Source organism: Bosea vestrisii, assembly GCF_030144325.1.
GTDB classification, from domain to species: Bacteria; Pseudomonadota; Alphaproteobacteria; order Rhizobiales; family Beijerinckiaceae; genus Allobosea; species Allobosea vestrisii_A.
Genome location: NZ_CP126307.1, coordinates 5,675,315 through 5,689,172, shown reverse-complemented (window position 1 = coordinate 5,689,172; position 13,858 = coordinate 5,675,315). Strand labels below are relative to the sequence as shown.

The following is a 13,858-nucleotide window of genomic DNA, read 5'->3' as shown; positions in this document are numbered from 1 at the left end:
GATCAGGCCGCCCTCGCGCAATAGGCTTCGCCAAAGGGCAGGTCCGCACGGATCGGCGAGATGTCCTGCTGCGAGCGGATCAAGCCGAGATAGAACAGCGCGCCGGTGGTATCGCCGACCAGAACACAGCCGGCGAGCCGGCCCTCGCGCAGCACGAACTTGCGATAGACACCCATGGCCGGGTCGCGCAGCAGCAGGACTTCGTCGCCCTCTCCCGGTTCGACGGAGCTGGCTGAGAAGACGCTGACACCGCTGACCTTGAGATTGGTCGCCAGCAGCGAGCCCGTATAGCGCGCCGTTCCGCCAGCAAGTCGCGTCGCCAGCACCCGGGCCTGCTCATAAGCCGGTTCGACCAGGCCATAGACCAGGCCGCGATGCTCGGCGCATTCGCCGATGGCGAAGATCGAAGGATCGCTGCTGGCAAGACCGTCGTCGACGTCGATACCGCGATTGACGTCGAGCCCTGCCGCGACCGCGAGATCGACCCGCGGGCCCACGCCTATTGCGACGACGACGAGATCGGCCGGGATCACGCTGCCATCGGTCAGCTCCACCGCCTCGACGCGCCCCTCGCCGACGAAGCGCTCGGCCGTGCAGTTCAACCGGATGTCGATGCCGCGGGCTGTGATCTCGGCTGCGAGCAGGCCAGCGCCCTCGCGGTCGAGCTGGCGCTCCATCAACCGGTCGGCCAGATGCAGGACCGTGACCTTGGCACCGATCCTGGCGAGCCCGTAGGCCGCCTCCAGTCCGAGCAGGCCGCCGCCGATCACCACGACGCGCGCACCGGTTGCGGCGACTGTGCGGAACAGCGCGACATCGGCGACATCGCGGAAGGTCGCGACGCCGGGCAGTTCGAAACCCGGCACCGGCGGCATCAGAGGGCGCGAGCCGGTGGCGAGAACGAGCTTGCCATATGGCAGAGCGAGGCCATCGGCCAGCGTCACCGACTTCGCCACCCGGTCGATGCCGGTGACCGGCTTGCCGTAGAGCATCGAGACGCCGCGCGCCTGCCACCAGGCGGCGGGCTTCAATTCGATCTCCGGCTCGCCGATCTCGCCGGCGAGCAGCGGCGAGAGCAGCACCCGGTTGTAGGCGAGCCTGGGCTCCGCCCCGATCACCGCGATGGAATAGCGGCCGAGCGCCCGCTGGCTGAGCTCGTCGACCAGCCTGGTCGCCGCCATGCCCTTGCCGACGATGACGAGCGGCTCGGCCATCGTGTCAGGCCACCCGCTTGATCTTGAGCGCCTTGAGATAGTCGAGCGGCGCCGCCGGATCGAACTTCACGCCGTCGAAGAAGGTCTCGACACCGCGCGAGTCGCCGGTCGGCGCGCCGGCCACGCCGAGCGTCTTGGCCGCTTCCGACCAGAGGTCCGAGCGGTTGGTCTTGTCGACCAGCGCCTTGATATCGGTATTGGTGTCGAACTTGCCCCAGCGGATGTTCTCGGTGACGAACCAGCTGTCGTGGCTCTTCCAAGGGTAGGAAACGGTGCCGCCCTCGCCCCAGAACTTCATGTAGAGGTTCGTGCCCTTTACCTCGCGGCCATTGCCGTAATTGATGTCGCCTTGCAGGCGCTTGTTGATGTCGTTGACCGGGACGTTGAACCATTGCCGCTTGCCGACGATCTCGGCGAGTTCCTGGCGGTTCTCCATCTTGTCGGCCCACATCTGGGCCTCCATCACCGCCATCAGGATGGCCTGCGTCGCCTTGGGATTGGCGTCGACGAAATCGGCGCGCATGCCCAGGATCTTCTCGGGATGCCGGAACCAGAGCTCGCCGGTGGTCAGCGCGGTGTAGCCGATGTTCTGGTTGACGAGCTGCTCGTTCCAGGGCTCGCCGACGCAGAAGCAGTCCATGGTGCCGACCTTCATGTTCGCCACCATCTGCGGCGGCGGCACAACGATCACCTTGATGTCGCTGTCGGGGTCGATGCCCCCGGCAGCCAGCCAGTAGCGGATCCAGAGATCATGGGTGCCGCCCGGGAAGGTCATGGCGGCAGTGAGTTCCTTGCCGGCCGCCTTCTTGCGCTCGAAGGCCTGCTTCAGCGGCGAGGCGTCTTTCTGGACGTTCAGGTCCTTGTATTCATTGGAAACCGAGATCGCCTGCCCGTCCTGGTTCAGGTTGAGCAGCGTGTACATCGGCAGTGGCTGGCCGTTCTGCATGACCTTGCCGGTCGAATAGAGATGCGTCTTGGGACGCAGGATGTGGCCGCCATCGATGCCGTTGTTCTTGAAGCCGAGCGCCATGTTGTCGCGCGTCGCGCCCCAGGAGGCCTGCTTGGCGATGTCTATGTCGGGCAGGCCGTATTTGGCGAAGAGGCCCTTCTCCTTGGCGATGACCAACGGCGCCGCATCGGTCAGGGCGATGTAGCCGAGGCGCGTGCCCTTGACCTCTGGGCCAGCGGCCTGCGCGAAGGCGCCGCTCGGAAAGCTCAGCTTGGCAGCGGCGGCGACCGCGGCCGCCCCGGTCAGATTCAGGAAGTCGCGACGGCTCGGCCCGGTCTGGAGAACTGCTACCGTGGTCTTGACGGTCTTGGTCATCGATCGCTTTCCCTCGTGAACGGTCTGGTGTCCGCGAAAACGAAAACGCCGCGCGAAAGCGCCCCTGCCGGGCTCCCTTCGACAGCGGCGTTGCTGTGCGTTCCGATTTCGAACTTGCTCGCGGGCAACATTGGCCGCGGTCGAGGCAAGCGTTACAAGGACCGTGCCAACTCAAAGGCTGGCGGCAAGCATTTGAATTATTTCAAATTACCTCGATATGCGGAGGTAATCGGCGCCCATCATCCACTTTTGTGCGCCGCACAATTCTATCGCATCTGCACAATTTTAAGGCATGCCTAGAATTTCATCCCTGCAGCGCTTCTGTGACGAGCGGCCTGAAGACCGCCCGCGCCCGCTCGGTCAAATCGGGCGTAACCACGACCTGCCCGGCCCGCGCCATTGCGGCGAGCAGGCGGTCGGCCTGAGCTGGATCGGGATGGATCGCAGCGCTGTCGAAGCGGATATAGGACGGCACCTGCCGGAGCGGCCGCCCGCCGCCCTGGACGATGTCGCCACGCAGGATCGCTTCGATCAAGGCGGCGGGCGCCGCGAGGCGATCGGGGGCCGCGAGCAAGCGGGCGAGGCTAGGCCAATTCGCTTCGTCCGAGACCCAGCGACTCGCTTCTATCAACGCCGCGTTCAGGCGCGAGACTGCCTCGCTTCGCCGATCGACGTCATCGGCGCGCCAGGCCAGCACCTTTTCCGGCAAATCCGGCATGAGATCGACGCCGCAATGCAGGATCGCGCCGGCGCCGGCCTCCACTGCCAGGGTGTTCCAGGGCGCGCCGGCGCAGAAGCCGTCGACCTCGCCGCTGGCCAGCGCCTCGACCGTGCGGACCGGCGGCACAATCTCGAGCCGGACATCCTCGCCGAGGCGGATACCGGCGAGCGCCATCCAGTCGCGCAGCAGATAGGTGTGGCAGGAGAAGCCGAAGACCGCGGCGAAGGCGAGCGGTGGCAGGCCAGACGCCTTGCGGGCGGAGATCAGCGTCGCGAGCGCCTGCGCTGAGACCAGCGGGTCCGCCAGATCGCCTGTCGCAACGCGCGCCATCTCATCGAAGCGGCGCGCCGATACGGTGAGCGCATTGCCGTTCAGGTTCAGCAGGATCGGGGCCGCCATTGGCGCGGTGACGCCACCGATGCCGAGCGTCGAGGCGATTGCCGCCGGTGCCAGCATATGCGCGGCGTCGAGCAGGCGCACATGCAGGCGGTCGCGCAGGTTCGACCAGGACACGTCGCGCACGAGTTCGAGCGCGAGCCCGTGAGCGTCGGCGATTCCGGTATCGGCGACAGCGACCAGCAGGGCCGCATCGACCAGCGGCAGGAAGCCGATCCGCAGGCGCAGGGTCATTTCAACACCTCGGCGGCAGTGATGATCGAACGGGCGATGTCGGCCAGCTTGCGCTTCTCGTTCATCGCAGTGCGGCGCATCAGGGTGTAGGCCTCGTCCTCGCCCAGCCCCTTCAGGCGCATGACGATGCCCTTGGCGCGGTCGATGAGCTTGCGCTCGTCGAGCTGCGAGCGGGCCTCGTCGAGCTCCTCGCGCAGCTTGCTGAAGGCGTTGAAGCGGCTGATGCAGGTCTGCAGGATCGGCTGCATCCGCTCCTTCCGGAGGCCGTCGACGATATAAGCCGAGACGCCCGCCTCGACCGCGGCCTCGATCTGGCCGGCATCCGACTGGTCAACGAACATGGTGATCGGCCGCCTGACATGGCGGCTGACCTGGAACATGTCGGCGAGCGCGTCGCGGCTGGGGTTCTCCAGGTCGATCACGACGACGTCCGGGTCGTGCTGCACGATGGCAGCGACCAGCCCCTTCGTCTCGCTAGTTCGGACGATGGCGCTGAAGCCGGCCTCGCGCAGCCCCTCTTCGATGATGGCCGCCCGGATCGGGTTCGCATCGACAACCAGGATCTTGATGTCTGACGTCATGCTCTGTGAATGCGCATTGCTTCAAGACGGGAAGCAGGATTCGAGCCAGACCTCCTGATCCTCCGCGGCGCCAACATTGACAGCGAGTTTCGCATCCTTCTAAATCATGCACGATCCAAGATGCAGGATGTAGAGTTTTGAACGGCGCACGCAAGATCGAGCGGGTCGTGCTCGGCGACCAGGTCTACGAGGCGATCAAGGAGCGCATCCTCGACCAGGCCTATGCGCCGGGCGAAAAGCTCATCGTCGACGGGCTGGTGCGCGAGCTGGGGGTCTCATCGACGCCGATCCGTGAGGCGCTGGCGCGGCTCGTCGCCGAGGGGCTGGTCAAGGCCGAGGCGTTCATCGGATTCGCCACCGCGCCCCTGCCCGATCAGCGCTATTACGAGGATGTCTACAGCTTCCGCGGCGTGATCGAGCCCTGGGCCGCAGCCGAGGCCGCGCGGCGCAAACCCGGCCCCGATGTCATCAAGGCGCTGCGCGACGAGGTCGCGATCATGAAGGCCGGCGCACCCTCGCGCGAGTATCGCAGCCACCGCGCCTTCACCGAGGGCGACGACCGCTTCCACCGCATCATCCTGCAGGCTGCCGGCAACCAGGTCGCGCTGAAGAGCTATGACGACCTGCGCTTCCACCTGCACATCTCGCGGCTCTACCTGAGCCGCGAGCAGGATGTCGGCCTGACCCATCAGGAACATTTCCGCATCGTCGACGCCCTCGAAGCGGGCGATCCCGATGCGGCGGCGCAGGCCATGCGCCTGCATCTCGAAGGTTCCTACGAGCGGCTGATCAAATAGCCGCAACGCCCCCGAGGCCGAAAACGGCCCGGTCCAACATCAGGGAGAAAACGCATGAGTTTGAGACGCATCGCCGCCGCGGCACTGATCGCCGGCAGCTTCCTCGCCGGCGCAGCACAGGCGCAGACCCTGCGCTTCGGCCACGCCAACACCACCGCCGAGATCGCCGGCGAGCTCTTCCAGGAATTCGCCGATCGGGTGAAGAAGGGCACGGGCGGCGCAGTCACCATCAACGTCTTCCCGGCCGAGCAGCTCGGCAAGGAGGTCGACCTCTTCAAGCAGGTCAAGGAAGGCGCGCTCGACCTCTCCGCGCCGTCGATGGCGGCGGCGTCCTCGCTGGTGCCGGCGCTGGAAATCCCGAGCGCGCCCTTCCTCTGGAAGGACTGGACCGAGGCCGAGGCGGTGATCCGCTCCGACGCCTTCGATCCGGTCTTCGACGAGCTGCGCGACAAGCACAACATCGTGCCGGTGACCCGCATCTGGTACTGGGGCTGGCGCAACATGACGACGCTCGACCGCGCCGTGAAGAAGCCCGAGGACATGCACGGGCTCAAGATCCGCGTGCCGGAGAGCCCGGTCTGGGTCGAGATGATCAAGGCCTATGGCGCTGCACCGACGCCGGTACCCTTCGGCGAGGTCTATACCGCGCTCCAGCAGAAGACGGTCGACGGCCAGGAGAACCCGATCCCGACGATCTTCTCGCGCAAGTTCTATGAGGTGCAGGGCTATGTCGCGATGACCCGGCACATGCTTCAGAACAACATGATCGTCATCAACAAGGACAGTCTCGCCCGGCTTAAGCCGGAGCATCGCGAGGTCCTGTTCGCGGAAGCTGCCCGCGCCTCGGCGATGAACACCTATCTCCAGCAGAAGCGCGAAGCCTCGATGCTGGAGGAGATCCGCAAGTCCGGCCGCTCGAAGATCATCGAGGACGTCGATCGCGACGCCTTTGCCGCCAAGTCCAAGGTCGTGGCGACCGCGATGGAAGGCCGCTGGGGCAAGGCCCATCTCGACCGCGTCGTCGCGGCGATCGACACCCAGCGCAAGCGCTAGTCGTAGCGATGACCGGCCTCACCCTGATCCGGCGGCTCGACGACTGGTCGAGCCGCGTGGAGAATGCCTTTCTCGCGGTGCTGCACGCCGCAATCGCCACGCTGGTCTGCGCCGCCGTGGTTTTCCGCTACGTGCTCAGCGATCCGCTGACCTGGTCCGAGGAGCTCATCCTGATCCTGTTCGGCTGGATGATCTTCCTCGGCATCGCCAACGCCTTCCATGCCCGCACGCATATCATCATCGACGTCGTCGTGCTGTTCGCGCCGCGCTGGCTCTGCTTCGCCTTCGGCCTGCTCGCCTTCGCCGCGACCGCGATCGTGCTGGGCACGCTGACCTTCTTCTCCTGGCGCTATCTTCAGCGCGAGATACCGAACCTGACGCCGATGCTCGGCATCTCCGCCGGCTGGGCGATCGCACCGCTCTTCATCGGCAGCGTGCTCTCGCTGCTGCATCTCCTGCGCAACCTGATCGATGAGGGCGTCACCGGCGTGCTCTGGTCCGACATCACGACGCGGGACTAGCGACCATGGTGACAATCCTCCTCGTCTCCTTCGCCGTCATGCTCGTGGTCGGCACGCCGATCTGGATCGCCATGGCCGGCTCGGCCCTGCTGGCGATCTCGATGGAAGGCATCCCGCTCACCGTGGCGGCGCAGCGCATCGTCGCCGGCGTGCAGTCCTTCCCGCTGCTGGCGATCCCGCTCTTCACGCTCGCGGGCTCGCTGATGAACGCGTCGGGCATTTCCGAGCGCCTGTTCAGCTTCACCAAGGCGCTGGTCGGACACATCCGCGGCGGCCCGGCCCATACATTGGTCGTCGGCGAGGTCTTCCTTTCCGGCATCTCCGGCTCCTCCGTCGCCGATACCGCCGCTGCCGCGGGTCTTCGTGCCGCAGCTCGAGAAGATGGGCTATCCGCGCGCCTTCGGCGCGGCGCTCTCGGCCGTCGCCGGCACGCTCGGGCCGATCATCCCGCCCTCGATCCTGATGGTGGTCTATGCCTGGCAGGCCAATGTCTCGCTCGGCAAGCTCTTCGTCGCCGGCATCGTCCCCGGCCTGGTCATGGCCGGCTGCATCATGGCCACGATCGCGATCCTGGCGCTGACGCGCGACTTCCGGCCAGCCGGCGCCTTCTCGCTCGGCAATCTCTGGAAGGAGTTCAAATACGCCGCGCTGGCGCTGCTGATGCCGGTGCTGATCATCGTCGGCTTCCGCGCCGGTTTGTTCACCGCGACCGAGATCGCCGGCGTCGCCGCCGCCTATTCGCTGGCCGTCGGCATGTTCGTCTACCGCTCGATCCGGCTCGCCGACCTGCCGGCGATCCTGGTCGGCACGGCGCGCGAAACGGCGGTCATCCTTGCCATCGTCGCGGCGGCCTCCCCGTTCAGCTGGATCCTCGCCGTCGGCCAGGCGCCCCAGCTCGTCACCAGCTATATGAGCTCGATCTCGACCGATCCCCTGGTCGTGCTGCTGATCCTGAACATCGCTTTGCTGATCGCCGGCATGTTCATGGAGACGATCGCCATCATGATCATCCTGGTGCCGATCCTGCTGCCGCTCTTGATGTCGCTGCAGATCGACCTGGTGCATTTCGGCATCGTGCTCCTGGTCAACCTCGTCATCGGCCAGGTCCACCCGCCGGTCGGGGTGCTCTGCTTCGTCGCCATGGCGATCACGAAAGTCAGGCTCGGCCCGCTCTTCCGCGAGCTCTGGCCCTTCCTGATCGCCCTCGTCGTCGCGCTCGCCATCATCACCTACGTGCCCGCCTTAAGCCTCTGGCTGCCGCACGTCGCCGGTTTTTAAGGGAATTCACATGACCAGGGTCAGCGAAGTCGAGATCGTCGAGTTCTCGTTCAAGAGCAGAAATCTCGGCCGTTCGGCCGAGAATGCGCGGGCCATCTACAATATCGGCTACAAGCCGAACTCCGAGCTGGAGCTGACCAAGTTCGCCGTCGTCATCCGCAGCGAGGACGGCGCCGAGGGGCAGTATGTCATGCACTGGGGCGGCACCCGCGCCACCATGGCGCAAACGCTCTCGCTCGCGCCCAACATCCTCGGCCGCAATCCCGATCACCGCGAGGAGATCTGGAACGACATGAAGCGGGAACTCCGCCAGCATGACGGCATGGGCATCGGGCCGATCGACATCGCGCTCTGGGACCTTGCCGGCAAGCGCTTCGGCGCCTCGGTCTCGCAATTGCTCGGCGGCTTTCGCAGCAGGCTCAAGACCTATGCCTCGACCTATCACGGCGACCGCAATGGCGGGCTCGATTCCCCGCAAGCCTTCGTCGAGTTTGCCGAGCAGTGCTACGACCTCGGCTATCGCGCCTTCAAGGTCCATGGCTGGCACGATGGCGATGCGCGCGAGGAGGCCGCAAACGTCCTGCATGTCGCGAAAGCGGTCGGCGACCGCATGACCCTGATGCTCGACCCGGCCAACGAGCTTCGCACCTTCGCCGACGCGCTCTATGTCGGGCGCGCCTGCGACGAGGGCAATTACTTCTGGTACGAGGACCCGATGCGCGATTGCGGCGTCTCGGCCTTCGCTCACAAGAAGCTGCGCGATGCGCTGAAGACGCCGATCCTGCAGACCGAATATCTGCGTGGATTCGAGCCCAAGGCCGATTTCCTGATCAATGGCGGCACCGACGCACTGCGCTCCGATCCGGAATACGACCTCGGCATCACCGGTGCGATGAAGATCGCCCATCTCGCCGAAGCCTTCGGCGTCGACGTCGAGATCCATGCCTGCGGCCCGGCGCATCGCCACTGCATGGCCGCGACCCGCAACACCAATTTCTATGAATTGGCCTTGGTCGGGCCCGATTGCCCGAACGCGGTGCCGCCGGTCTATGCCTGCGGCTACAGCGACCAGCTCGACGGCGTCGACAAGGATGGCTGCTTCCCGGTCCCGGCCGGCCCCGGCCTCGGCGTCACCTATGACTGGGATTATATCCGCGCCCATGAGACTGCGCGGGAGGTGTTCAAGCTGTAGGCAAGTCCGCCGCACGGCAAATCCGATCGCGGCGCGGCCTGCGTCGTTAATCAATTCCTTATCGCCGCCGACTGTTCGGTGAACGGCTGTCAACAATTTCGTCGGCCAGTGCTTGCAGTGCAGCGGTCTCTGTTGAATCGTCCACTCAGCCGGATCGTCAGGCCCACCGTCGAGGGGGCGACCCGGCTGACCAGGACATCACAGCTGATGGATGCGACACCTCGTGAGCGGCTCGTCATCGTCGAGGACGATCCCGTCACTCGCACGGTCATTTCAGGATATTTCGTAGATCAGGGGTTTCTGGTCGAGGAGACCGAGACCATTGCCCAGGCCAGGCAGACGGTCCGGCGCTTCAGGCCGGATCTGATTTTCATCGATGTCGTCTTGCCGGACGGAGATGGATTCGAGCTCGCGAGAGAGCTTCAATCGGTATCCGATGCCGGCATCATCTTCGTGACGCAGCGCGATGCCGATATCGACCGGATCGTCGGGTTGGAGCTCGCCGGCGACCACTATGTCGGCAAGCCCGTCGACCTGCGCGACCTGCTCGCCCGAGCCCGCTCGCTGCTGCGCCGGCGCAAGATCGAGCGCGACATGGCGCGCCGCAACATCACGGTCACCTTCGGCCCCTTCAACATGGACTTGCGGCGCCGCGAGCTGGCGACGATCAACGGCGATCCGATCCGTCTGACCCGCGGCGAGTTCGACCTGCTCGCGGCCCTTGTCGAAAGCGAAGGCCACCCTCTGACCCGCGACTACCTGATCGAGGTCGTCAGCAACCGCGATACCTCCGTCGATGCGCGCAGCGTCGACGCATTGGTCGCGCGCCTGCGCAAGAAGCTGGGGGATACGGGCAAGGCGGGCCTGATCAGGACCGTCAGCGGAACCGGCTACAAGCTCGGCGTTCCCGTGGAGCGCGACATCTAGGGCACAGCCGCCTCGGCGATCTGCTGCCCATCCAGCCCGGCGAGGGCGTCGAGGGCTTCGGTGCGGGCTCGGCCGAGCGTGTCGAGCGCGAGCGTCAACGCCTCGACGCTTGCACCCGTCGCCTGGCGCTCGAGCGCAGTGGCCAGGGCGAAGACACGTCCAAGACCGACAGCCCCTGCCGAGCTCGCCAGTTGGTGAGCCAGCCGGCCCAGCTCGACACGGTCAAGGCGCTCAGCGGCCTCCCCCATGCCGTTCAGAATGGTCGTGGACACGGTCGCAAAGAGCGCCAGGAGTTGCCGCGTACGTGCGTCGCCGATCAGCCCATGCTGGGTCCGGAAGAACGTGAGGTCGACGGGCTGATCCGGCGACAGGGCCACGATCGGACCTCGGCCGCTGCGGCCTCCCCTGCGGCCGATCATCTGCAGGAGCGCCGCGGAGGTGATCGGCTTGGACAGGATGGTCGCCAGTCCCGCCGCCCGCATCCGCCGCATCGTCTCTGGCGAGACATCGGCCGTCAGCGCGACGATCCGGGGCTGCGCGATGGCCGGTAATGCACGGATCGCCCGTGTGGTTTCGATGCCGTCCATTCCGCCCATGTGCATATCGAGCAGAACAAGATCGAACGTGCGCTTGCGCAGGGTTTTCACAGCCGCCTCGCCCGAGGCCACGGCCTGAACCTTGTGGCCGGCCTTGCCGACCATCAGCCGGGCGACCTCGCGCGTCACGGGGTCGTCGTCGACAACGAGAATCCGCTGCAATTGCTCCGGAGGCGCCTCGCCGGGCCGGGCCGCGGCCTTGGCTGCAGTCAGTGGCAAGCTGACCGAAAAGGTGCTGCCTTGCCCTCTGACGCTGGCGACGGAGATCGAGCCGCCCATCAACTCGACCAGCTTTCTGCAGATCGCTAGGCCGAGACCGGCCCCGCCGTTGCGACGTCCCGTTTCCGGGTCGACCTGAACGAAGTCGCGGAAAATATGATCCTGCACAGCGGGATCGATGCCTATGCCGGTGTCGCGCACCGTTAGTGTCAGCCTGGCACGCTGCGAGGCTGACGAAGGCTGCAGAGCGGCGCCGAACTCGACCTCGCCTTGCTCCGTAAAGCTGATCGCGTTGCGCAACAGGTTGACGATGACGCGGTGAATCTTGCCGGAATCGCCGTGCAGGCGCAGGCCCTCGGGCGGCGGCTGCAGCCTCAGGACCAGTCCTTTCTGCTCCGCCAGCGGACGCATCAGCGCCGCGGTTCCGGTCATGAGGGCGCCAAGCTCGAAATCGCGCAGATCCAGGCTTTCGGTTCCAGCTTCCAGCCGGGACAGGTCGAGCGTCGCGTTGGCGAGATCGACCAGCGCCTCTCCGGAGGTCGCGGCCATGGCGAGAAGACGGCGATCACGCTGGTTCAGGCGTCCGCGATCGATCAGCTCCAAAACCCCGAGCACACCGGACAATGGGGTGCGGATATCGTGCCCGACCACGGCCAGGAACCGGGATTTGGCACGCGTCGCCTCTTCCGCCGCCTTCTGGCCGGCCGAGGCAAGCTCGAGCGCCGTCTTCAGGGCCACGGTGCGCTCCGCGACCTTGTCCTCCAGGACGGCGCGGCTTTCTGCGAGGCGTTCGGCCATCAGATTGAACTGGTCGCCGAGCTCTTGCAGCTCGTCGCCCGTGTGGATGTCGATCCGCTCGTCCAATTCGCCCTGGCCGATCCGCGCAGCGCCAGCGCCGAGCGCCTTGATCGGAGCGACGAGTTTGCGGCTGAGAGCGATACCGACCAGCACAGCAACAAAAAAGTGCGACGGCCAGAAGCGTCAGCGAGCGCAGGATCGAAGCATGGATCGGCGCGAAAGCCTCGCTCTCCGGCAGGTCGACCACGACGTTCCAGTCGAGGTCCGGGACGGCCGCCATGACGGACAGGACGCGCCGGCCCTCGACATCCGTCATTGAAAGCCCGGCGCCCGGGCCGCCAGCCGCCACATGCGCGCTTACCAGATCGGCAAGGTTGGTGCTCCGGAGGACGAAACGCAGGTCGGGATGGGCGATCAGCCGGCCGGCGCGCGTGACGATATAGGCGCGGCCGGCCTCGCCGACCTTGAGCCGGGCCACGACATCGCGGATGAACACGAGATTGACGGTCGCTCGCGCAACCCGGTGCGGAGCGAAGGCCGAACGCCGGAGCAACACCATATGGGGCTCCGAGCCGCGGCGGAACTCGACCTCGCCATAGAACCTGCCCTGTGCAAGCGCAATCTGGAAGCCCCGGTCGGCGGACCAGTCCATACCGCTGCCAGCCCGGTCGCGGGCGAAACGCGAGAGGAAGAGCTGTTCGCGCCCCTCCTGATCGATCTGGCGCAAATCGAGGATGGCGGGAACCTGCCGCAGCAGCCTCAAGCCATCGAGATGACGCTCTTCGGGCGAATCGTTGCCAGTGCCGTTCTCAGAAGCCAACTCAAGGTCGCTCATGATGTCGGAGACGAAGGCGCCGATCCTCTGCGCCGCCGCCCGGGCCTGTTCCTGCTGGACGCGGACGAGAAGAGCCCGCTGATCCGAAAAGGCGAAGAGAGCTGCAATTGCCGTATTGAGCCCGAGAGCCAGGCAGATCGCGACGACGACAAAAACCGTATATTTGCGCGTGAGGCCAACACGCGGCCGCGATGCGCTGTCCTGTTCCGCGGCGTCGTGCAGCGTCACGATACGATCCGGGTCGCGCGGATACGCAAGGAAGGCGGCAGGTCAAGCCCAAGGGCCGCGGCAGCGGTTCGATTGATGACCAGCTCGAAGCTGCGCGAGAACTGCACCGGCAGTTCGGCGACGTTCGCCCCTCGCAAGATGAGATCGATATAGGAGGCGATCAACTCGGCCGTCTCCTCTCGCGCGCCGGTATAGGAGATCAACCCGCCCTGCAGCGTGAAGGTGTCGAACGGGTAGATCGCCGGCAATCGTTGCTGCGCCGCGGCAGCCACGCAGGCCGCGGCATTGCGGAAAGTGAAGCTGTCCGGCAGGAACACCAGGCCACCTCCACTCCCTTTGGAGGCGAATGCCGTGATCTCGCGCGCGATCTGCGATGCCTCGGTCACGTGAATGATTTCGAAGGCAAGCTCTTCACCCCGAATGCTGGTCTGCAGACGTGCGAGGTAGCTCTTGCCTGCAGCCGGCGTCGTATAGGGGTTGAAGACCACGCCGATGCGGCGGGTCGCCGGTGCGATCTCGGTCAAAAGCTCGACCCATTTCTCAGAGATCGCCGGGTCGTTGTTGCTGAACCCCGTGGTGTTGCCGTCAGGGCGTTCCAGCGAGCGCACGAAGCCGCTGCCGACGGGATCCGACGCAGTCGAGAACAAGACCGGGATCTGCCGGGTTTGCTCCAGGACAGCCGCAGTCTCTGCGCTGGAGCCGACGACGATGACGTCCGGCTTCTCGCGGACCACCTCGGCGGCAGCCCGCGCCAGATCATCCTCGCTCACACCCGAGAACCGCCAGGTCAAACGCAGATTCCGGCCCTCGACCCAGCCTCTCTCGGCCAGGAGCCGGCTCAACTCCACCATCCTGGCGCGCAGGATGGGATGGTCGAGCGGCACGCCGACCATGGTCATGATCCGCCTGACGGGCTCCGCCGCCACAGCCCGCCGATCAGGGAT

Annotated in this window: 11 protein-coding genes and 1 pseudogene; 6 read left to right on the top strand and 6 right to left on the bottom strand. The window is 65.9% G+C overall.

Going from position 1 to position 13,858, the window contains the following annotated elements:
* Positions 1 to 2: 2 nt before the first annotated feature.
* From QO058_RS28110 to QO058_RS28095, 4 genes are all read right to left on the bottom strand, one after another.
* Positions 3 to 1,214 (bottom strand): NAD(P)/FAD-dependent oxidoreductase, encoded by a 1,212-nt coding sequence (locus QO058_RS28110; RefSeq protein ID WP_284169506.1) that lies wholly within the window; start codon positions 1,212 to 1,214, stop codon positions 3 to 5.
* Positions 1,215 to 1,218: 4 nt separating this feature from the next.
* Positions 1,219 to 2,538: a CmpA/NrtA family ABC transporter substrate-binding protein gene (locus QO058_RS28105; RefSeq protein WP_284169505.1), complete on the bottom strand. Its 1,320-nt coding sequence runs from the start codon at positions 2,536 to 2,538 to the stop codon at positions 1,219 to 1,221.
* 304 nt (positions 2,539 to 2,842) lie between these two features.
* On the bottom strand, positions 2,843 to 3,889 hold the full coding sequence (locus tag QO058_RS28100) for a CmpA/NrtA family ABC transporter substrate-binding protein (RefSeq protein ID WP_284169504.1): 1,047 nt from the start codon (positions 3,887 to 3,889) through the stop codon (positions 2,843 to 2,845).
* The gene (locus tag QO058_RS28095; protein WP_284169503.1) at positions 3,886 to 4,470 is read right to left on the bottom strand and encodes an ANTAR domain-containing response regulator; all 585 of its coding nucleotides are present in this window, start codon (positions 4,468 to 4,470) and stop codon (positions 3,886 to 3,888) included. The genes QO058_RS28100 and QO058_RS28095 overlap by 4 nt, the downstream gene beginning before the upstream one ends.
* A 137-nt stretch (positions 4,471 to 4,607) precedes the next feature.
* On the opposite strand from QO058_RS28095, the gene QO058_RS28090 reads away from it, so the two are divergent.
* The 6 genes and pseudogenes from QO058_RS28090 to QO058_RS28060 all read left to right on the top strand — a co-directional run bounded on the left by QO058_RS28090 (position 4,608) and on the right by QO058_RS28060 (position 10,238).
* Positions 4,608 to 5,267 carry a GntR family transcriptional regulator gene (locus tag QO058_RS28090; RefSeq protein WP_284169502.1) on the top strand — a complete coding sequence of 220 codons (660 nt, stop codon included), beginning with the start codon at positions 4,608 to 4,610 and terminating at the stop codon, positions 5,265 to 5,267.
* A 54-nt stretch (positions 5,268 to 5,321) separates the two neighbouring features.
* Positions 5,322 to 6,320 (top strand): TRAP transporter substrate-binding protein, encoded by a 999-nt coding sequence (locus QO058_RS28085; protein ID WP_284169501.1) that lies wholly within the window; start codon positions 5,322 to 5,324, stop codon positions 6,318 to 6,320.
* An 8-nt stretch (positions 6,321 to 6,328) separates the two neighbouring features.
* The gene (locus tag QO058_RS28080) at positions 6,329 to 6,841 is read left to right on the top strand and encodes a TRAP transporter small permease (protein WP_284169500.1); all 513 of its coding nucleotides are present in this window, start codon (positions 6,329 to 6,331) and stop codon (positions 6,839 to 6,841) included.
* Between the two features lie 5 nt (positions 6,842 to 6,846).
* A pseudogene (locus QO058_RS28070) lies at positions 6,847 to 8,119 on the top strand (TRAP transporter large permease).
* A 10-nt stretch (positions 8,120 to 8,129) separates the two neighbouring features.
* Positions 8,130 to 9,311: an enolase C-terminal domain-like protein gene (locus QO058_RS28065; protein WP_284169498.1), complete on the top strand. Its 1,182-nt coding sequence runs from the start codon at positions 8,130 to 8,132 to the stop codon at positions 9,309 to 9,311.
* A 132-nt stretch (positions 9,312 to 9,443) separates the two neighbouring features.
* On the top strand, positions 9,444 to 10,238 hold the full coding sequence (locus tag QO058_RS28060; RefSeq protein WP_432211993.1) for a winged helix-turn-helix domain-containing protein: 795 nt from the start codon (positions 9,444 to 9,446) through the stop codon (positions 10,236 to 10,238).
* On the opposite strand, the gene QO058_RS28055 is transcribed toward QO058_RS28060, so the two are convergent.
* Positions 10,235 to 12,004 (bottom strand): ATP-binding protein, encoded by a 1,770-nt coding sequence (locus tag QO058_RS28055; protein ID WP_284169497.1) that lies wholly within the window; start codon positions 12,002 to 12,004, stop codon positions 10,235 to 10,237. The genes QO058_RS28060 and QO058_RS28055 overlap by 4 nt on opposite strands.
* 906 nt (positions 12,005 to 12,910) lie before the next feature.
* Positions 12,911 to 13,813 carry an ABC transporter substrate-binding protein gene (locus QO058_RS28050; RefSeq protein WP_284169496.1) on the bottom strand — a complete coding sequence of 301 codons (903 nt, stop codon included), beginning with the start codon at positions 13,811 to 13,813 and terminating at the stop codon, positions 12,911 to 12,913.
* Positions 13,814 to 13,858: the final 45 nt, after the last annotated feature.

What these genes read in the sequence shown, in the direction of transcription:
- QO058_RS28110 (WP_284169506.1), bottom strand. Translation starts at nt 1,214, where the DNA reads ATGGCCGAGCCGCTCGTCATCGTCGGCAAGGGCATGGCGGCGACCAGG.
- QO058_RS28105 (WP_284169505.1), bottom strand. Translation starts at nt 2,538, where the DNA reads ATGACCAAGACCGTCAAGACCACGGTAGCAGTTCTCCAGACCGGGCCG.
- QO058_RS28100 (WP_284169504.1), bottom strand. Translation starts at nt 3,889, where the DNA reads ATGACCCTGCGCCTGCGGATCGGCTTCCTGCCGCTGGTCGATGCGGCC.
- QO058_RS28095 (WP_284169503.1), bottom strand. Translation starts at nt 4,470, where the DNA reads ATGACGTCAGACATCAAGATCCTGGTTGTCGATGCGAACCCGATCCGG.
- QO058_RS28085 (WP_284169501.1), top strand. Translation starts at nt 5,322, where the DNA reads ATGAGTTTGAGACGCATCGCCGCCGCGGCACTGATCGCCGGCAGCTTC.
- QO058_RS28080 (WP_284169500.1), top strand. Translation starts at nt 6,329, where the DNA reads ATGACCGGCCTCACCCTGATCCGGCGGCTCGACGACTGGTCGAGCCGC.
- QO058_RS28065 (WP_284169498.1), top strand. Translation starts at nt 8,130, where the DNA reads ATGACCAGGGTCAGCGAAGTCGAGATCGTCGAGTTCTCGTTCAAGAGC.
- QO058_RS28050 (WP_284169496.1), bottom strand. Translation starts at nt 13,813, where the DNA reads ATGACCATGGTCGGCGTGCCGCTCGACCATCCCATCCTGCGCGCCAGG.